Origin of the sequence: Pararhizobium sp. DWP3-4, assembly GCF_049898205.1 — a bacterium.
Taxonomy (GTDB): domain Bacteria; phylum Pseudomonadota; class Alphaproteobacteria; order Rhizobiales; family Rhizobiaceae; genus Pararhizobium.
On the sequence record NZ_JAFCXF010000001.1, the window covers coordinates 384689 to 403338 of the forward strand.

Annotated in this window: 21 protein-coding genes and 1 tRNA gene; 17 read left to right on the plus strand and 5 right to left on the minus strand. The window is 60.7% G+C overall.

From position 1 onward, the window contains the following. Window positions 1–122 precede the first annotated feature (122 nt). From ACP7E6_RS01825 to ACP7E6_RS01850, 6 genes are all read left to right on the plus strand, one after another. The gene (locus tag ACP7E6_RS01825) at window positions 123–815 is read left to right on the plus strand and encodes a L,D-transpeptidase family protein (RefSeq protein WP_426227364.1); all 693 of its coding nucleotides are present in this window, start codon (window positions 123–125) and stop codon (window positions 813–815) included. Window positions 816–923: 108 nt separating this feature from the next. Beyond that, window positions 924–1268, plus strand: coding sequence for a GFA family protein (locus tag ACP7E6_RS01830; RefSeq protein ID WP_426227366.1), 345 nt, complete (start codon window positions 924–926; stop codon window positions 1266–1268). A 449-nt stretch (window positions 1269–1717) separates the two neighbouring features. Beyond that, a complete protein-coding gene (gene rpoD / locus ACP7E6_RS01835; protein ID WP_426227368.1) occupies window positions 1718–3769 on the plus strand; it encodes an RNA polymerase sigma factor RpoD in 2052 nt (683 codons plus the stop codon). 295 nt (window positions 3770–4064) lie between these two features. Next, on the plus strand, window positions 4065–4358 hold the full coding sequence (locus ACP7E6_RS01840) for a GYD domain-containing protein (RefSeq protein ID WP_426227370.1): 294 nt from the start codon (window positions 4065–4067) through the stop codon (window positions 4356–4358). 137 nt (window positions 4359–4495) lie between these two features. Further along, entirely contained in the window at window positions 4496–4867 is a 372-nt protein-coding gene (locus tag ACP7E6_RS01845; protein WP_426227371.1) for a DUF427 domain-containing protein, read from the plus strand. A gap of 135 nt (window positions 4868–5002) precedes the next feature. Further along, a complete protein-coding gene (locus ACP7E6_RS01850; protein WP_426227373.1) occupies window positions 5003–6265 on the plus strand; it encodes a DUF930 domain-containing protein in 1263 nt (420 codons plus the stop codon). A 27-nt stretch (window positions 6266–6292) separates the two neighbouring features. On the opposite strand, the gene ACP7E6_RS01855 is transcribed toward ACP7E6_RS01850, so the two are convergent. Then, window positions 6293–6754, minus strand: a complete 462-nt coding sequence (locus ACP7E6_RS01855; protein ID WP_426227375.1) for an SRPBCC family protein — start codon at window positions 6752–6754, stop codon at window positions 6293–6295. A gap of 55 nt (window positions 6755–6809) precedes the next feature. Here ACP7E6_RS01855 and ACP7E6_RS01860 point away from each other — a divergent pair, with 55 nt between their 5' ends. Further along, window positions 6810–7133: an ArsR/SmtB family transcription factor gene (locus tag ACP7E6_RS01860; protein WP_426227377.1), complete on the plus strand. Its 324-nt coding sequence runs from the start codon at window positions 6810–6812 to the stop codon at window positions 7131–7133. A 4-nt stretch (window positions 7134–7137) separates the two neighbouring features. On the opposite strand, the gene ACP7E6_RS01865 is transcribed toward ACP7E6_RS01860, so the two are convergent. Continuing rightward, entirely contained in the window at window positions 7138–7590 is a 453-nt protein-coding gene (locus tag ACP7E6_RS01865) for a VOC family protein (RefSeq protein ID WP_426227379.1), read from the minus strand. Window positions 7591–7823: 233 nt separating this feature from the next. Here ACP7E6_RS01865 and ACP7E6_RS01870 point away from each other — a divergent pair, with 233 nt between their 5' ends. From ACP7E6_RS01870 to ACP7E6_RS01880, 3 genes are all read left to right on the plus strand, one after another. Next, the gene (locus ACP7E6_RS01870; protein ID WP_426227381.1) at window positions 7824–8462 is read left to right on the plus strand and encodes a PadR family transcriptional regulator; all 639 of its coding nucleotides are present in this window, start codon (window positions 7824–7826) and stop codon (window positions 8460–8462) included. Window positions 8463–8487: 25 nt separating this feature from the next. Beyond that, a complete protein-coding gene (locus tag ACP7E6_RS01875) occupies window positions 8488–9300 on the plus strand; it encodes a siderophore-interacting protein (protein ID WP_426227382.1) in 813 nt (270 codons plus the stop codon). A gap of 213 nt (window positions 9301–9513) precedes the next feature. Beyond that, window positions 9514–10761: a diguanylate cyclase gene (locus ACP7E6_RS01880; RefSeq protein WP_426227384.1), complete on the plus strand. Its 1248-nt coding sequence runs from the start codon at window positions 9514–9516 to the stop codon at window positions 10759–10761. 117 nt (window positions 10762–10878) lie between these two features. Here the strand turns inward: ACP7E6_RS01880 and ACP7E6_RS01885 are convergent, their stop codons facing one another. After that, window positions 10879–11775 (minus strand): DMT family transporter, encoded by an 897-nt coding sequence (locus ACP7E6_RS01885; RefSeq protein WP_426227386.1) that lies wholly within the window; start codon window positions 11773–11775, stop codon window positions 10879–10881. Window positions 11776–11951: 176 nt separating this feature from the next. On the opposite strand from ACP7E6_RS01885, the gene ACP7E6_RS01890 reads away from it, so the two are divergent. The 5 genes from ACP7E6_RS01890 (at window position 11952) to ACP7E6_RS01910 (ending at window position 16015) form a co-directional block, all read left to right on the plus strand. Continuing rightward, on the plus strand, window positions 11952–12842 hold the full coding sequence (locus tag ACP7E6_RS01890) for a LysR family transcriptional regulator (protein WP_426227388.1): 891 nt from the start codon (window positions 11952–11954) through the stop codon (window positions 12840–12842). Between the two features lie 1117 nt (window positions 12843–13959). Then, on the plus strand, window positions 13960–14313 hold the full coding sequence (locus ACP7E6_RS01895; RefSeq protein WP_426227390.1) for a DUF1428 domain-containing protein: 354 nt from the start codon (window positions 13960–13962) through the stop codon (window positions 14311–14313). Window positions 14314–14353: 40 nt separating this feature from the next. Beyond that, window positions 14354–14776, plus strand: a complete 423-nt coding sequence (locus ACP7E6_RS01900) for a secondary thiamine-phosphate synthase enzyme YjbQ (protein WP_426227391.1) — start codon at window positions 14354–14356, stop codon at window positions 14774–14776. A 263-nt stretch (window positions 14777–15039) separates the two neighbouring features. Further along, on the plus strand, window positions 15040–15444 hold the full coding sequence (locus ACP7E6_RS01905) for a ketosteroid isomerase-related protein (RefSeq protein ID WP_426227393.1): 405 nt from the start codon (window positions 15040–15042) through the stop codon (window positions 15442–15444). A 172-nt stretch (window positions 15445–15616) separates the two neighbouring features. Beyond that, the gene (locus ACP7E6_RS01910) at window positions 15617–16015 is read left to right on the plus strand and encodes a hypothetical protein (protein ID WP_426227395.1); all 399 of its coding nucleotides are present in this window, start codon (window positions 15617–15619) and stop codon (window positions 16013–16015) included. Between the two features lie 227 nt (window positions 16016–16242). Here ACP7E6_RS01910 and ACP7E6_RS01915 read toward each other — a convergent pair whose 3' ends face one another. Next, on the minus strand, window positions 16243–16986 hold the full coding sequence (locus ACP7E6_RS01915) for an SIMPL domain-containing protein (RefSeq protein WP_426227396.1): 744 nt from the start codon (window positions 16984–16986) through the stop codon (window positions 16243–16245). Window positions 16987–17144: 158 nt separating this feature from the next. Between ACP7E6_RS01915 and ACP7E6_RS01920 the strand changes: the two genes are divergently transcribed. Both ACP7E6_RS01920 and ACP7E6_RS01925 read left to right on the plus strand, forming a co-directional pair. Then, window positions 17145–17220 (plus strand) — tRNA-Ile (locus ACP7E6_RS01920). A 124-nt stretch (window positions 17221–17344) separates the two neighbouring features. Then, window positions 17345–17854 (plus strand): hypothetical protein, encoded by a 510-nt coding sequence (locus ACP7E6_RS01925; RefSeq protein ID WP_426227398.1) that lies wholly within the window; start codon window positions 17345–17347, stop codon window positions 17852–17854. A gap of 114 nt (window positions 17855–17968) precedes the next feature. On the opposite strand, the gene ACP7E6_RS01930 is transcribed toward ACP7E6_RS01925, so the two are convergent. Further along, window positions 17969–18595, minus strand: a complete 627-nt coding sequence (locus tag ACP7E6_RS01930; protein ID WP_426227400.1) for a hypothetical protein — start codon at window positions 18593–18595, stop codon at window positions 17969–17971. Between the last annotated feature and the right edge of the window lie 55 nt (window positions 18596–18650).

An 18650-nucleotide genomic window follows, 5' to 3' on the forward strand; every position in this document is an offset into this window, starting at 1 on the left:
AGGCGTCCGTGGCGGGCATCCGGCCCCATCACAAGCCGTTCACGTTTGCGTTGGGTGGCTTCCCATGCCTGCCCGCGCATGGCAAGCGGGGGACCTTCGACAAGCAGATGAGGTTTCCCCGATTGATTGATTTGAATGTGTCCCGCCGAACCTTCCTGCAGGCGGGCGGCGCCTTTGCAGCGCTCGGTCTTACCGGCTGCGCCACCACCGCCCGGCCTGTCGCCGCCGAAGCCGAACCCGTCGCACTGCCCACCGCCGAAAGCGAAATGTACGGCGCGAGGCCCGACGAGCAGTTCCCGCTGCCGGCCATCCCATACCAGAAGGTGCCGCCGCGCTTTCGCCGCCAGTGGGTCGACAACACCACCGGCGAACGGCCCGGTACGCTGGTGGTCGATACCGCCAATCATTTCCTCTACCTGACCTATGAAAACGGCAAGGCGATGCGCTACGGCGTCGGGTTGGGCCGTGCGGGCTTCGAATGGGCAGGCCGTGGCGTCATCCAGTACAAGCGAAAATGGCCGCGCTGGACCCCGCCTGACGAGATGGTGGCCCGCCGCCCCGATCTTAAACCCTACAGCATTGCCAATGGCGGCATGGACCCGGGCCTGAAAAACCCGCTCGGCGCCCGCGCGCTCTATATTTTCAAGGACGGCATCGATACGATCTACCGCATCCACGGTTCGCCGGAATGGTGGACGATCGGCAAATCGGTGTCGTCCGGCTGCGTGCGCATGCTCAACCAGGATGTAATCGATCTCCATGACCGCGTGCCCAACCGAACCGAAATCCTGGTGATCGGCGCCACGATGGCCTAGCCGTACGCGGCGTTGGAATTTGCGTCTTTTTGGGTGGCGATGCAGGCAAGACCTTGACATCGCCACCTGCGGCATCATCTCTCAAGCTGTCCGACTTGGGAGGGTTTGATGATCTATTCGGGAAGCTGTCATTGCGGAGCCATCGCCTTCGAGGTCGAGGCCGAGATCACGCAGGCGATGGATTGCAATTGTTCGATGTGCCGTCGGCGGGGCGGCCTTCTGGCCTTCGTGCCGCGCGAAAAGCTGACGCTCAAGACACCCGTCTCGGCCGTATCGACCTATCAGTTCAACAAGCACGTCATCCAGCATCATTTCTGTGCCAACTGTGGAATTGCGCCTTATGCCGACGGGGAGGGTAAGACCGGGCCGATGGCGGCAGTCAATGTCCGCTGCCTGCCGGATGTCGATCTTGAAACCTTGACGATCACCAAGGTCGATGGACGGAGTTTTTGATGGAAAGGAACGTTTTGACGGAGAAGCGGCGGCTCATCCACAAGCGGCGATTCTTTTCACCCTTGTCTTTCCATCAACACTTCCTACATTTCGGCCATGGAACTGAATCTTTGAAGCTCTCTGCTTGATTCGGTCTTTTTTGCCGATTTGAACGGTTTTTCACCGGAAATGCTTGACGGGACCGAAAATTGTGGGAATCACCATTTCTGATACAGTGAGTGAAATGGGTACGGCGGACAGATCCATCATGCAAGTGATGTCAAAACGGCGCTGCTGTCGCAGCTGGCCGGTTTAACCGCGGTGACTGTCGTGGTTAATCAGGAATTAAAGATCATCCCGTTACGTCAGGGGTAATGATTCGCGGTGGGGAGCGCTTGACGCCCCCGAGCCTCGAAAGAGTTTTGCACCGCGCACGCGTTGAGTGCTGTCCAAGGAAAGCGACGATATAAATGGCAACCAAAGTCAAAGAGAACGAAGAAGCAGAAGCCGAACGCGAAGGCGCACCCGACGGCCCGCTTCTCGATCTCTCGGATGACGCGGTCAAGAAGATGATCAAGGCCGCCAAGAAGCGCGGCTATGTGACCATGGACGAGCTGAACGAGGTTCTGCCGTCCGATCAGGTTGACCCCGATCGTATCGAAGATATCATGGCGATGCTCAGCGAAATGGGCATCAATGTCGTCGAGGACGAGGAAGCCGACGAAGGCCCGGCCGCGTCCGAGGAAGAAGACAGCGATTCCGATGGCGAGAGCGAAGGCAGCGAACTGGCCCCTTCGAGCGGCACCGCGCTTGCGACCGCCAAGAAGAAAGAACCGACCGACCGCACCGATGATCCGGTGCGCATGTACCTGCGCGAAATGGGCTCGGTGGAGCTTTTGTCGCGCGAGGGCGAAATCGCCATTGCCAAGCGCATCGAGGCTGGCCGCGAAACGATGATCGCCGGCCTCTGTGAGAGCCCGTTGACGTTCCAGGCCATCATCATCTGGCGTGACGAACTTAACGAAGGCAACACGCTTCTGCGCGAGATCATCGATCTCGAAACCACCTATTCCGGTCCGGAAGCCAAGGCCGCGCCGCAGTTCCAGAGTCCCGAGAAGATCGAGGCCGACCGCAAGGCTGCCGAGGAAAAGGAAAAGAACCGCAAGCCGCGCGCCGGCGACGACGACGTGACCAATGTCGGCGGCGAGGGCCTGCCGGCTGAGGAAGAGGAAGAGGACGACGACGAATCGAACCTCTCGCTCGCCGCGATGGAAGCGGAACTGCGTCCGCAGGTCATGGAAACGCTCGACATCATCGCCGAGACCTACAAGAAGCTGCGCAAGCTGCAGGACCAGCAGGTCGAAGCCCGGCTGGCTGCCACCGGCACGCTGTCGCCCGCCCAGGAGCGCCGCTACAAGGAGCTGAAGGACGAGCTGATCACGGCCGTAAAATCGCTGTCGCTCAATCAGAACCGCGTCGATAGCCTTGTCGAGCAGCTTTACGACATCTCCAAGCGCCTGATGCAGAACGAAGGCCGTCTCTTGCGTCTGGCGGAATCCTACGGCGTCAAGCGCGATAGTTTCCTGGAACAGTATTCCGGTGCCGAGCTTGATCCGAACTGGATGAAGTCGATCGCCAATCTGGCCGCCAAGGGCTGGAAGGAATTCGCCAAGAACGAAGGCACGATGATCCGCAACATTCGCGGCGAGATCCAGAATCTCGCCACGGAAACCGGCATCTCGATCTTCGAATTCCGCCGCATTGTCTCGATGGTGCAGAAGGGCGAGCGCGAAGCCCGCATCGCCAAGAAGGAGATGGTCGAAGCCAACCTTCGCCTCGTCATCTCGATCGCCAAGAAGTACACCAACCGCGGCCTGCAGTTCCTCGACCTCATCCAGGAAGGCAATATCGGCCTGATGAAGGCGGTCGACAAGTTCGAATACCGCCGTGGTTACAAGTTCTCGACCTATGCGACCTGGTGGATTCGTCAGGCGATCACCCGCTCGATCGCCGACCAGGCCCGCACGATCCGTATTCCGGTGCACATGATCGAGACGATCAACAAGATCGTGCGCACATCGCGCCAGATGCTGCACGAGATCGGCCGCGAGCCGACCCCGGAAGAACTGGCCGAAAAGCTGGCCATGCCGCTCGAAAAGGTCCGCAAGGTCCTGAAGATCGCCAAGGAGCCGATTTCGCTCGAAACCCCGGTGGGTGACGAAGAGGATTCGCATCTCGGCGATTTCATCGAGGACAAGAACGCGCTTCTGCCGATCGACGCCGCTATCCAGGCGAACCTGCGCGAAACGACGACTCGTGTTCTGGCCTCGCTCACCCCGCGCGAAGAGCGCGTGCTGCGCATGCGCTTCGGCATCGGCATGAACACCGACCACACGCTGGAAGAAGTCGGCCAGCAGTTCTCGGTCACCCGCGAACGTATCCGCCAGATCGAAGCCAAGGCGCTGCGCAAGCTCAAGCACCCGTCGAGAAGCCGCAAGCTGCGCTCGTTCCTCGACAGCTAAGCGGCGGCATTTGCGAGATGAAAAATTGCAACCCGGTCAGTGAAAACTGGCCGGGTTTTTCGTTGGGCAGGCAGAGTTTACAGCGTGCGCCCCTCTGCGGTCACAGCCCTTGCTTGTTCACTTAAGCCGACAGGAATATACTTCAGCCCTCGCTAAAACCTCTGGGCTTCAATCGTACGCGTTCTGTTGACTGAGATCGGCCGTCCGCTTTGCCGGATGGTGTGTCCGATGAGGCGGGGGTGGAGGCATCAATCGCGGCGCTACCTTCAAGGCCGTGCCGCATGGGAGGTGTGCCATGACCATGTATATCGTGCTGATCAACTGGACGGAGCAGGGTGTCAAGAATGTGCGCGATTCGCCCAAGCGTCTCGACGCCGCGAAGAAGCTGCTGAAGGATATGGGCGGCTCGTTCAAGGAGTTCTACCTGACCATGGGCGATCACGACATGGTGGCGGTGTGTGAAGCGCCTGATGATGCGGTGATGGCGCGGTTTTCACTGTCGCTCGGCATGGGCGGCAATGTGCGCACCCGCACCTTGAAGGCATTCCCGGAGGCCGCCTACCGGGAGCTGATCAGTTCGCTCGGATAGGGCGTTCGATCGGGTTGAGCGGGGTAAACCGGGCAGGCTTGCAGGCATCTGTCTTGCGAGAGCGCATGACCTTGATTCTTTCTCGTGGCGACCCAATGTGAAAGAGGCAAAGCCGCTTCAAACGCTTGGAGTTTCCCATGCTCGACAAGCCTGTCAAATTACCCGGTCCGGATCATCCGATCGTCATCACACCCAATCCCGGCCGCGTCGTCGTTAGACAGGGCGGGAAGATCATTGCCGACAGCCGGAGCGCGCTGACATTGCGCGAGGCGTCGTATCCGGCGGTGCAATACATCCCGCGCACCGATGTCGATATGGCGCTGCTTCTGCCGACCGATCACGCCACCTATTGTCCCTACAAGGGGGATGCGTCCTATTTCAGCGTGCTTGCCGAAGGCGTCCGGCTGGACAATGCCATCTGGTCCTACGAGGCGCCCTATGATGCGGTTGCCGTGATCAGGGACCATCTGGCTTTCTATCCCGATCGTTTCGAGATCACGGACGCTTGAGGTGGTGTCTGCCGTGCTAGGAACGGCGTTGCCCGCGTGTTAGGAAGAGCCACCAACCGTTCAGGCTGGCGATTTCGATTGTCTCATTGTCCGCCGGTCACGATCCGGTCAGTATCCGGCTCTATCGACCATCCTATGCAGCAGAATTCGGAAAAACGGCGGGGTACATTCGGGGCGGGGCTGTTCGCGTCCGTGGCCGTGCATGTGGCCGTTGCCGCATTTCTGCTTTTCCAGCTGCCGGTAACACCGCCAAAACCTGCAGAGGAAGAGGTGGTCAAGGTCGAGATGGTGCAGGAGCCGGAGAAAAAGCCCGAGCCGGAAAAGAAACCGGAGCCCGAGAAAACGCCGGAACCTGAAAAAAAGCCAGAACCAGAGAAAAAGCCGGAGCCGGAGAAGAAGCCCGAGCCGGAAGAAAAGCCTGAAGCCAAGCCTGAGCCGGAGAAGAAACCGCAGGAAGACGCCAGGCCGATCGAGACGCCGATCGAAAAACCGGCGGAGAAGGCGCAAGAACAGCCTGAGCAGATGCCTGCGGATAAACCGGAGGCTGGGCAGGCCGACGACCAGAAAGCCGCAGCCCAGAAGGCTGAAACTGAAAAAAGCGAAACCGCAAATATCCCGCCGCTTCAGCCGCAGGCCCTCGAATCCGCAGCCAAGGAGGGCGGCAAGGACGCAGGCGGAGACCGTCCTTCGGAGCCGGAAAAACAGGTCGAGCCGGAGCCGCGCGCTGAACGCGCCGCTGCAGTGGCGAGCGAGCAGGCGCCGGAAGAGGTCGATCCACAGCTGCCCAGCCCGCTGGACAAACCGGCCGAGACCCCGGCTGCTGCAAAGTTGCCCGAGCTCAATCTTCCCGAGGCCACCAATGCCAACCCGGTGCTTAACGAAGGCGAGGCGCTGATCGAGACCGTGCCAATTCCACGAGCCAAGCCGCAGGACCGGCCGGTGGATGTTGCGGTGTCCGATCCGCAAAAGGTCGCATCGGCAGACAATCTTTCAGCCGATAACAAACCCGGCCGCCCGCCATCGGAGTTGAAGAAGGCAAGCGAACTCTATTCCGCCGATACGCTGTCTGATCCGCGTGTGCGCCAGGCGCTCGGCAAGCTGCCGAAGGACCGGCGGATCGTGCAGATGTGCATGATCGAAACGCTGGAGCAGGTGCGCCGTGCCCGTCCGGATACCGTGCCGCAAGGGCTGTTTTTCGATCCGCGCAACGGTTCTCCCATTTCCGGGCAGGTGATGACGGCCACGGGTGCCGCCTACAAGACCGCGCAGGGGTGGATCGATGTCGACTTCAAATGCTCCGTCAACAGCGATGTTAACGGGATCGCCGCCTTCAGTTTCGCGGTCGGCAGCGCGGTGCCGAAAAGCCAGTGGCAGGCGCGGCGGTTTCCGAAGAACTGACATGCCGTGCCCGCCGGTCTCAATCCGCTACTTGTAGAACCCTTCGCGCAGGTTGATGCCGTGCTCCAGCCAGGCCTTCATGGCGCACAGTGCGCCAGTCCAGCCCTCGCAATTTCCGTAGGAGCTTTTGAGCCCGGTTTGCGTCTGGCGCCAGCCTTCTTCTGATATCGTCACCAGCGTGCGGCCGGGTTCGACAGGTTGGAAGGCCATGGTCACCGTGGTGTCGTATTTCGGTGCATCCGAGCCTTTGCCTTCATCCGCCGCCCACTGGAAAACGATTTTTTCGTCCTTGTTCACCTCGATCACCTTGACCGGGAAGGCGCCGGGGAAATCGTGAAAATCCCAGGTGACGGTGGCGCCGGTCTCAAGCCTGCCCTTGGCGCCGCCGGTGGTGAAATAGCGCGACAGCTGCTCCGGGTTGACCACCGCTTCGAAAACCTCCGAGACCGGCTTGGCGATGTGGCCGGCGACCCTGAATTTCAATTCCATGTTCATTCCTCCTTTTTCGCTTGTTATGGCAGCCATTATGTTATAAAAACATAACATGTCAAGTGATGATGAAAATGACCGAATCTTCAAGGCCTTGGCGGCGCCCAGCCGGCGCGCCATGCTCGATGTGCTGAAGGATCAGCCGCAGACGACGGGGGATTTGTGCGCACGGTTTCCCGCCCTTGATCGCTGTACGGTGATGCAGCACCTGAAGGTTCTGGAGGCGGCGGATCTGGTCATCGTCAAGCGCGAGGGCCGCGAGCGCTGGAACTATCTCAACCCGCTGCCGATCAAGCATATCCACGACCGCTGGATCGGCCCCTATGCCGCCCAGGCCGTCAATTTGCTCAGCCGGTTGAAGGACGATTTGGAAGGGTAGGGGTTTACCCGGCGGCGGCCTTTTCCAGCCCCGCCACGTCGATCTTCACCATCCGCATCATCGCGTCGCGCACCTTGCCAGTCTTGGCGGGGTCGGGGTCGCTCATCAATTGCATCAACGCATCCGGAATGATCTGCCAGGTGACGCCGAAGCGGTCGGTCAGCCAGCCGCATTGCTGTGCCTGCCCGCCGTCCAGTAGCCTGTCCCAATAGTGATCGACCTCCGTCTGATCGGCGCAGGCGACGAAGAAGGAGACGGCGGGCGTCAGCTTGTAATGCGGCCCGCCGTTCAGCCCCATGAAGCCTTGCCCCTCCAGTTCGAAGGCGGCGGTGAAGGTTTTGCCGTCCGGCCCCTTCTGCTGATAGGTCACCTTCGCCTGCCGGAAAATCGACAGATAGAAGGCAAGGGCCTCATCGAGAGTGTTGTCGAACCAGAGAAAGGGCGTGATCTTCTGCATGAGCGTTCCTCCTGTTAGCTTGGACATTTCCTTCTAACGACGAACGGCCTGGCGCCAATTCGACAAGGCCTGCGAAATTTTTTCCCGCCCGAAGCCTTTGGGTCTGCAGCGCTTTTCTGCAGTCCGTGCCCGTCACTGTAGCAAAGTCCTCCGGAATGCGGACAGAGCCGCTTGCTTATCGAAAAATATATCTTAAGATATGTCTAGTGTTATATCTTACGAAGGAAAATCCCATGTTTGGACGTCATCGCGGCCATGAGCACCGCACTCACGAGGAATCCTGCCGCGAGCGGCATGCCCATGGTGGCCATGGCCGCCACGGTCCCGGCCGTTTCGAAGGCGGCTTTGCGTCGCGCGACGGTTTTCGCGCCGGCCGCAAGCTGTCGTCGATCGATCTGCAATTGCTGATCCTGGCGCTGCTCGCCCGCCAGCCCGCCCATGGCTACGAACTCATCCGCACCATCGAGGAAATTTCCGGCGGTTTTTATGTGCCGAGCCCCGGCATGATCTATCCGGCTTTGACCTATCTCGATGAAATCGGCCATGCGGTGGCGGAAGCCGATGGCAACAAGAAGCTGTTCACCATCACCGAGGCCGGCCGCGCCGCCCTGGAGACCGACCGGGCAGGAGCCGATCGCATCATCGAAGGCCTTGGCCGTATCGGCTCGAAGATGGATGCGGTGCGCGATGTCATGGAGGGCCGGGGGCAGGTGCCGAGCGAAGATCCGGAAGCCCATGGTCACCATGCGCTGGAAATTGCCCGCCAGGCGATCAAGGCCTCGCTGTTCCACAAACGCGGCTGTTCCTCCGAGGAGGCGACACGGCTTGCGGATATCCTCCGCCGCGCCGTCGACGAGATCAATCGCGGCTAGCGCCGCCCAAGCTAAAGGATTTTTCATGACCGAAAGACACGCCGTCGCGCGCGTCCGCCACGAGTTGCGCCGCCGTCTTCTCACCGTGAAGACGGCCGAGCGGCTCACCCCGCAGATGGTTCGCGTCACGCTGACCGGCGACGACCTCAAGGGCTTCGTCAGCGCCGGTTACGACGATCACGTCAAGCTGTGCCTGCTGCTCGCAGGTCAGGACGCCCCCGTCTGGCCGGTAGGGCCGGATGCGCCCGCTTTGCCGGAAGGCACAGTCGCTTCGCCGATGCGGGATTTCACGCCGCGCCGTCATGATCCGGCAAAGGGCGAACTGGTGGTCGATTTCGCCATCCATGCCGCTGGCCCGGCCACCGAATGGGCGTCTGCCGCGAGGCCCGGCACCAAGCTCGGCGTCGGCGGACCGCGCGGCTCCTTCGTTGTCACCGATGATTTCGACTGGTACCTGCTGATCGGCGATGAAACGGCTCTGCCTGCGATCGGCCGCCGACTGGAAGAGTTGCGGGCAGACGTGCCTGTCATCGTCCTCGCCACCGTGGCCGGGTCTGAGGAGGAGCAGACCTTCGAAACGACCACCCGCCTCGACACCCGCTGGGTCCACCGCCCGCTCGACACTGCCAGCGATCCCGCGTTCCTGCTCGATGCCGTCACGTCGCTGCAACTTCCAGAAGGTGACGGCTATATCTGGATCGCCGGCGAAAACGACACGGTGAAAATCCTGCGCAGGCATCTGGTCGAGGAACGCGGCCACAACCGCTCATGGATCAAGGCCGCCGGCTATTGGCGCAAGGGCAGCGCCGGGTTCCACGAGAACCACAACGAGGGCTGACGAACTCGACAGCAACGCTGCGGCGGCCTGCGGACATGTGCGATGTCCGCGGCTGCCGTCCTGTATCTTCGGCATGGTGGGGCGCTTGCGAAAATCCCGCAGATTTCAATGGCAACTTTTCGCCATTTGCAGCCGTATCATCAGCGATATAGTCAGGTGCTTGGCGGATTGTGGAATGGATCATGATGGGCCGACGCAAGGAGACATGTGCCAATGGCGGTCGTACGCGCATTCGGAAAATCATCTACCGGCATGATCCAGCGGGAAATCGACCGCCTGGCGGCGCTGGACGCCTTCGATTTGCTCGATACGCCCCGCGACGAGGGGCTGGACCGCGTGGTCGGACTGATCAAGGAAATCTTCACCGTCGAGATCGGCATCGTCTCGCTAATCGACGCCCACCGGCAATGGTACAAGTCATGCTCTGGTCTTTCAGCCGAAGAGGTTCCGCGCGAAGACACGTTCTGCCGCTATGTCGTCGATATCGAAGAACCGCTTGTCGTCCAGGATGCCACCAAGGATCCGCGGTTTGCGGAGCATCCGGCCGTGACGGGCGAAAGCCATATCTGGTTTTATGCGGGCGTGCCGCTGAAAACCAAGGAGGGTCATACGATCGGAACGGTCTGCGCCATCGATCGCCAGCCGCGCTCGTTCGGCCGCCGCGATCTTAAAATTCTCACGGAACTCGCCGGCGTCGCGATGGACCGGATTTCTCTGCTGCAATCGGCCGCGACCGACGGCCTGACCGATGCGCTGACCCGGCGCGCCTTCAAGCAGGAGGCGGACCAGCTGATTTCGCTGGCCTTGCGTCACCGGCACGATGTCTCCTGCATCGTTCTCGATGTCGATCATTTCAAGACGGTCAACGATACCCATGGCCATGCCGCCGGCGATGCGGTGCTGAAGAGCGTCGCTGCGACCTGCAAGGCGGCGTTGCGCGCAGGTGACCTGTTCGGCCGCCTCGGCGGCGAAGAGTTTGCCATCCTGTTGCCGCATGTGGACAGGGATGGGGCTGTTGCGGTCGCCGAAAAGGTCAGAAGCCTGATTGCCTCCCATAGCGTCGGCGAGCGCCAGTTGAAGGTCACGGCGAGTTTCGGCATCTCGGCGCTGTCGATCGTCGGCAAGGATATCGAGACCCTGCTCGCCCAGGCCGATGCGGCGATGTACAGGGCCAAGAACACCGGCCGCAATCGCTGTGTTGCGTGGAGTTCGTTGCAGACCGATCAGACAGCGGGGGCCCGGCGGCGGGTGCTGAAGGCGGGCTCGATCGTCTTCAACGACCGGCGCTCAAGCATCGACTGCACCGTCAAGTCGCTCGGCAGCGACAGTGCCGGCCTGTCCGTTTCCAATTCCGCCGGCATTCCCGCCGAGTTTCTGCTGTCGATCAAGGGCGAGGGGTTTGAAACCCGCTGCCAGGTGATCGCGCAGGACCGGCAAAATCTGGAAGTGGCGTTCCGGTAAGCGGATGGCGGCCAGCCTCCGGGTTTGGCCGGAGCGAGGATCGCCGCCGGAGCGCCGCTGTTTCCGATGGACCCAGTGGCGCCATGACGTGACCGGCGACTGGCGGCGGAAAAGCCGTCAGCCGCGCGACGTTATCCAGACGCCGGCAAGCGTTACCGCCAACCCGATGAACATCGCCAGTGTCAGAGGTTCGGAAAACAGCGCCCAGGCCCAGAGCATAGTGACCGGCGGGCTGAGATAGATCGCGGCGCTGACCTTTGCCACCGGGAACATGCGCAGGCTGGTATAATAGATGGAATAGGCTGCAAAGGTGGCGAAGACCACGAGCCAGACCATTCCGACGGCGAAATTGACGGTCAGGGGCGGCGCGATATCACCTTGGATCATCGCACACGGGCCAAACAGCACGGCCCCCGTCAGCGTATGGATGCAAAGGCTCTGGTGCACCGGCATATGTTCAGCCCGCCGCCAGCGGAACAGCACCGAGGCAAGCGCGAAAATCAGCATGGAACCGATGGTCACCCCGTAGGCCCAGACGGGAGCCGTGCCGAAGCTCAGGCTATCGACCGAGACGACCAGCACGCCCACTACTGCGACAGCCGTTCCCAGCCATTGCCGCGGGCTCAATCGCTCCCCCAGAACCGGTTGAGACAAGGCGGCGATAGCGAGCGGCACCAGATCGGAAATCAGCGCGACGAGCCCTGTCGGCACGCGCTGTTCGATCGCCAGCGCAAACCCGCCCAGATACAGGAACACCGACATCACGCCGAACAGCATCTGCTCTCCTATCCCGCGCAGCCGCATGCGCGGTCCGATGGCCAATGCGAAGGGCAGCAGGATCAGGCCCGCCAGAAGCGTGCGCCAGAACAGGACCAGCGTGACGCTCGCCTGTTCGCTGGCATAGCGAATGCCGACGAAGCCGGAGCTCCAGCTGATCACCAGCAATGTCGCCATCAGCGGCCACAGGAAGCGGCGCTGGTTTCGGGCGGGCTGGGATAGGGCTTGATCGGTCATCGGTGTCTCACAGGCATGGTGTTTGCCGTTCAGCCAATAGGGCCGCAGAGATCAGGTTGCACATGACAAATATGAATTGCTGCATGACATTCTATGTGTCCACGTCATCGAATGTTGCTCAAAACGGCCGGGCGCTGCATAATTTCCGGAAACAACATCGAACTTGGGCAGGGTCCATGACTGACTTCACCACCCGGCGTCTGGAAATCGATGCGCTGCGCGCGCTCTGGGCGATCCGCCATCATGGCGGCATCACCCGCGCCTCCGAAGCCCTCGGCCTGTCGCAATCCGCCGTCAGCCACAAGATCAGGAGGCTCGAAACCAGCCTCGATTGTCACCTCCTCAGCCGCAAGCCGGGAGCGCCGATGTTTACCGCAGCCGGAGAGGATTTGCTCGACTATGCCGGCCGCATCATCGGCCTGCATGACGAGGCGCTTTTGAGCCTGTCGAAAACCTCCATCGCCGGCCGCATTGCGCTGGGCTTGACCGAGGACACGACCTGCACCGACCTTGCCCGCATCCTCGGGCGATTTCGGCGTCTGCATCCGCATGTATCCGTCCGCACCAAGGTCCGCATGAGCCTGGTTTTGCGGGCCATGCTGGAGCGCGGCGAACTGGACGCTGCGATCGTACAGGTGTTTGCCCATGAGGTTCGCCCCACCGATCTGGTGCTTTTCCGCGAGGATCTTCATTGGGTGAAGCACGCTGATTTTCCCGTTCCGCAGAACGGCCCTATCGCTTTTCTGTCCTTCGACGACGCGTGTTTCTATCGCAAGTGGGCTTTCGATATCGGACAGGACGGGGGAGCGGCTCTTGAAACTGTCTTTGAGTGTTCGAGCGCTGCGGGAATTGTTGCGGCGGTCACCGCAGGCATGGGGATAGCGCTTCTCAGCGCGCGCCATCTGCGCCCCGATATGCAGGTCATCACGGACCGCCTTCCGGCACCGCCTTCCCTGGCCTATGTGGTGCGCCGCGCAGGAAAGGCAAGAAACGCGGCTCTCGATACGCTCATCACCGAAATCGGCAATGAAATCAGGCGTTACGGTGGACTGACGATCGCCAGTTGAGGTGACCGCATCGTTGCGAAAAAAGCGGTTCTGAAGGCGCGGCTATTGCTTCAGGCGGGTGTCTACGGCACGCCCCCTGCCGCCCTTTGGCGCACTTTCTCCTTAAAAAATTATCCCCGCAAATCCCCGCCCTCAAAACCCGTGCCATACTTCTTCCCGTCCCATCACGGATACACCGGAAAGCGTTGCCGGCGAGGTGGGGCCGGTGCCCGGACGATTTGGCGAAACGCGCGCAAAATCCCCGGGGCTGCGTGAAAGGCGGTTCTCCTCCGGTTCGTGAAAGCGGGCCGGGCGTGCCGGGTAGCCACACCGTCCTTGGACGGTCCAGGGCTAAACCCCGCCGCATTGAAAAGCCCAGCGGATAAGCGGCCGGGCTGGGGCATTGGAGGCTTTCCTGTCAGAGAGGAAAGCGCAGAAAAACCTGAGAAGCGCGGCAAAAGACACTGAAGCGGGGCACATCGCGTGTCACCTACTCCTACTTACCTGCGGCACCCGATGTGCCCCGGCCGACCCTGCCAGGCAAAAGCCCGGCAGACATGCAGATGACGCAAACCACGGGCGAAAACAGCCGCCGCGTGACGGGAAACCCGTACCCATTATTCCGATCCCTCCACCCCCTATCCTGGAAAAGGCGAAAAACATGCCACCAGTCTGTGGACCTGAAGAACTGCCGCTTCATCCCGTTCTGTTCGAGATGCTTTGCCGTGTTGCCGCGACCCGGATGGATATTCCCTCCTTCTGCCGTGTCCGCAGTTGCGGCCGGCAAGGCGAATGCGTGGGCAAGTTGAAGCTGCGGGAAATTCCGCCGCACTTTCGCGGCCTTGCGGATGCCGATGCCTTGCTGCCGGCGATGCCTGGTTCCATGAATTCGTCATTCAATGGATCCTGTGCAGGGAAGATTATTTCGGCCGCGTCCGGCCGCCCGAAGCGGTTCGCAGCCTGCTTGCCCTTGACGAGCAGTGGCCGGTTTCCATCTATGTCGATAAGCAAGAGCAAACGCCGGCTGCCGCATGCTCATACCCTTTAAGCCGGGACTTGCTCGATACGGTGCAGGCCTCCCTGGAGGCAACGATTGCCCGGATCGATGAAAGAGCCGCATCTCGAGGAGGAGACTGACATGCCCTATGTCGATGGATTCATCGTCGCCGTCCCGAAAGACAGTATCGAAGCCTACAAGGACCTGGCGCGCACAGCAGGCGAGGTCTGGAAGGAATACGGTGCGCTCTCCTATGTAGAGTGTATCGGTGACGACGTGCCTTACGGCGAGCTGACGTCCTTTCCCCGTGCGGTGAAGGCCGGCGACGACGAAGTGGTGGTTTTTTCGTGGATCACCTATGCCTCGCGCGAGCAGCGCGACGACATCAATGCCAAGGTCATGGCTGATCCACGCCTCAGCATGGACAACTGGCCCATGCCCTTCGACGCCAAACGGATGATCTATGGCGGCTTCAAAACTTTTCTGGAATTGTAACGCGGCAAGCCGCCAAGCCGCACCGGCCCGAAAGGATTTTATGCCCCAGACGATCATCAGCCTGCCGACCCGCGGCGCCGGTCTCTACGAGTTCACAGACGAGGCGCAGGCCTTCGTCCGCAGGGCCGGTGTGGAGGAGGGCCTGTTGACCGTCTTCGTGCGCCACACCTCCTGTTCCCTGTTGATCCAGGAAAATGCCGATCCCGATGTCAGGCGCGATCTCGACCAGTTCTTCAAACGCCTCGTGCCACCGTCCAGCGATCCGTCGATGGGCTGGGTCATCCACGCCGCAGAAGGCCCCGACGACATGCCCGCCCATATCAAGGCAGCGCTGACCCAGGTCTCGATCGGCATTCCGGTCGGAGAGCGGCGCCTGCTGCTCGGCACCTGGCAGGGTCTCTACCTGTTCGAACACCGCGACCGCCCCCACCGCCGCGAGGTGGTGCTGCATCTGGGGGGATGAGAGTGGGGGAGGAATTGAAATTACAGGAACAAAACAGTTGTTTGGGCGCTACGTGGTTTCTTCTGGGGTGATTGCGTTCAAGCATACCCACGTCCTCCGTCATCCTCGCCCTTGTGGCGGGGATCCAGTCACGGCGCGTCCGCGCCGTGAGAAGACTCTTCCACGCGACGGACGTCGCGTGACGGGATTCCTGTGACGAGCACAGGAATGACGGGGAGAGAAGGAGCGAACCCATTAAATTTTACAGGCAAAGGACAGAAACAGTGACCGACGCGCAGACCATTGCCAGCCGCTTCATGCAGGCGCTCAACGAACGCGATTTCGACACGATCGGCACATTCCTCGACGAGGACGTGGCGCTCGATACCCTGACCGGCCAGCGCACCATCGGTTCCGGTCCGTTGCGCATGGCGGTGATGAGCTATTTCCGCCATTTCGACGAAAGCTTCAGCGACATGGTGCTGATGCACGATGCCTTCGGCCAGCGCGTCGCCGTCGATGTCACCGCGCGTGGCCATTATCGCGAAACCATGCCGGGCCTGCCGGAGGCCAACGGCCAGTCCTATTCGATCCCGAGCGTGCTGGTGTTCGAATTCGAAAACGGCGCTGTCACCCGTCTCAGTCATTACCGCAATATCCGCGTGTTTGAGCAGATGCTCGCCCGCTGACCGCGCCGGCCGCCTTGTTCCTGCCATTCGAACACGGTCTTGCTCCGGCTGAACCCCGGATGAACGGCCGATTCGGGTTCCGTTCAGCCACGCCGGATTAGGGTGTCTTCAATGCCCCGGAACAGACGGCGGGCGGACATCTCAAAGTTTTGGACCATAAGGAGAAACAGTCATGAAACAGATTTTTGCAAAGCTGGCCCTTGCCGGCATGATCGGTCTGACCGGCTTTGGTGCCAGCCTTGCACCGGTAGCAGCCGAAACGCTGACCTTCGGCATTCATTCCGGCGGCGTCGTGGACGTTCAGTATCGCGATCGTGACCGCGACCGCGACGGATATGGCGATGAGCGCGATTGGGATGGCGACCGCCGTCATCGCCCGGGCTGGGGCGAGAATCGCCGCGGCCGCTGCGACCCTTGGCTTGCCCAGGAAAAGGCCCGTGATTTCGGCATGCGCCGGGCCCGCGTGGTCGATGTGACGCCCCGCCGGGTGGTCGTCGAAGGCGTGCGCCGCGGCGACTATCGCAGCATCGTGTTCGCCAATGCCCGCGGTTGCCCGGTGATCGGCCGCTAACAAGGCCCGGTCCTTTCAATTCTTTCCGCCTTGTCTCCCCCGGCCGGCGGAAAGTGTCGCCCCTCGCGGTTTTCTGCGGGGGGTGTTTTCGTTTTGGGCACCGTCAAGCCTGCCGGGTTGATCACGCCCCGTGCCGGGATGCTGCATCTGCCATCGTCCAGATCATTCCCATGAAAAAACCCCGCCGGAGCGGGGTTCGATCGTCCACGGCGCTTGGCGATGCGGTATTATTGCTTGATCGCGAAGGTGACGTTGACGGTGACGTTATAGCTGTTTTCTCCCGTGGCGATCGGTACGGCATCCGCGGCATATTCCTTAGCCATGGTGCGCATCATCGGTATCGGTTCGGGCCGGGATGAATTCTCTGAAATCTCGACGATACGGCCAATCGAAACGCCGGCGGCTTCCGACAGCACCTTGGCCTTGGCAACGGCATCCGTCACCGCCGACTTGCGGGCTTCGGTGACCGTTGCTTCCGGCTTGTCGTTGGAAAACTGGATCGAGCCGCCCTGGTTGACGCCGAGCGTCACTGCCTGGTCGATGATCGCGCCGAGCTTGGCCAGGTCGCGCACCTTGATGGTCAGCGAATTGGCCACCTGGTAACCGGTCAGCACCGGCTGGCGATTGCCGCCGTCGCTGTTGTCGGGATACTGGTACTGCGGGTTGACGGCGAAACCGGATGTCTGCAGATCGCGATCGGCAATGCCACCGGCCTTCAGCGCGTTGAGCACGTCGGCCATCGCCTTGTTGTTGGCGTCGAGCGCTTCCTTGGCGGTCTTGGCATCCTTGACGACGCTGAACGACAGGATCGCCAGGTCCGGCGCAACGCTGGCGCGGCCTTCGCCCGAAACGGTGATCACGGCTTCACGCGGCGCGGTGTCCTGCGCAAAGGCCGACGTGCCGGCAATCCCCGCAAAAGCGGCGGCCAGAACGGCGGTTTTCAGCCGGCGGGGGAAATAGGTGGATGTCATGGATGGTTTCTCTCCAGTTGTGTTTCGTCCCTGCCACCTTATTGCGGATTGATTGTGTAGGGATTGCGGCAACGTCTTGTGGGAAAACCAGTTTTCCGCTAGAGCCAGTCCCACCCGCGGACTGCCATTGGCCCGCGGCGCACCGGATCCGTCCGGAAGGGCCTGTAGCTCAATGGTTAGAGCCGGCGGCTCATAACCGCTTGGTTGGGGGTTCGAGTCCCTCCGGGCCCACCATATTTTCTAGGCGTTACAGCCGATTTTCAATGTTGCGGCGGTCGCTGGGGCAACATTCTGGGCAACATTCGCGGGGCCGATCCGCTTGTAGGTTAGATAATTCTTAATTAATTGGAGGGTGCTAATGACTGAAAACTTTGCGAACTCGATCAGAGAAATGGCTTCAACCTACGACGCGAAAAGCGGTGACCGCGAAACGGAGACGGCGGCCGCTAACGCGCGGGCTGCTGCAATCGTCCAGAGCTTCAATAAGGCGCGGACGGACTTCATTCGGCCGGCAATAGAGGCTGCGAAAGTTACCTTGGAAGAAATTGGGCACGCAGTCTCCATCATCACAGAAACCGACCCCGGAAGCGCATCAGTAAGTCCCTCGGCTTCATTCATCCAGATGAGGGTCGCGCTGAAAGGCCAGCCGGCCAATACCAGCCCTATGCCTTTTGCACTCACATATTCGCTGGATGGCGAAGGCGGATCCCTGCGGTTAAAGACTTACGCCCATACGAGAACTGCCGCGTCGAGCTCCGAAGGTCATCTCGATCAGATTCGCGCGATTGATTTGGCTTATGTGGAACGGGACGTCAGCAATTTTCTCCACAACCTCTTTGAACTTCCGGTGAACCCATTTCCTTCATGATGAAGAGCCCCGGAAGCTAAATTCGGTCTACTCCTTCCCCGGGGCTATGAATAGCAATCCGGTGCGCGTTGGGCGCGCGCTCCGGCTCTGGCATCACGTCCCACGGTGGTTTTGTCAGACATCGGAACCCTCCTTCAGTCCTGCCGTGAGGGCAACAGCCTCGGCAATCAGGCTGTCGCCAGGCTGGAAGTCACCGTTGGAGGTCACGACCAGTAGTTTCATGGCGAATTCTTGGGCGGTCTCTGGAAGGATGGGCACGATCATCTTTTCGATTTGTACGGCTGAATCGAAGGCTTTTTCCGCGACTATGTCGGGATAGCTCATGTTGCTTGCCACGTCGTACAACGCTTTCCATTGTGCGAAGAGAGCCGGAATGGTCTTTGACACGGCTTCGGCACATGCTGCTCTGTCCGCGACGCCTTGATCGCGATCGAGAAAGCCCAGGGCTGCTTTGATCATGGCAGGGATGCGGGGAGTATCTCCCATCTCATAATCCTCCAACGCAAGCTGCAACGCCAGCGCCGCCTCTTGCTGGCTCTCCGCCGGACGGCTCCATTTCTCGATGACCTTCATCGAGGGTTTGAACATGTCCGCCAGGTCCTCGCCGCTCTTCGGCTCTTCTAGGCTCGCAGCCAAGAAAGCATTCCAATCCGACCGATAACGGAAAATGGCGGCGGAAAGTGAAACTTGGTGGCTACTCGGCACGCCTTCGGCGTCGGCCAGAACGAATTTGTTCGGCATTTGATTTCTCCGGTGCTTGCGTTAATCAATGCTTAAGGTATTATCTGATACCTCA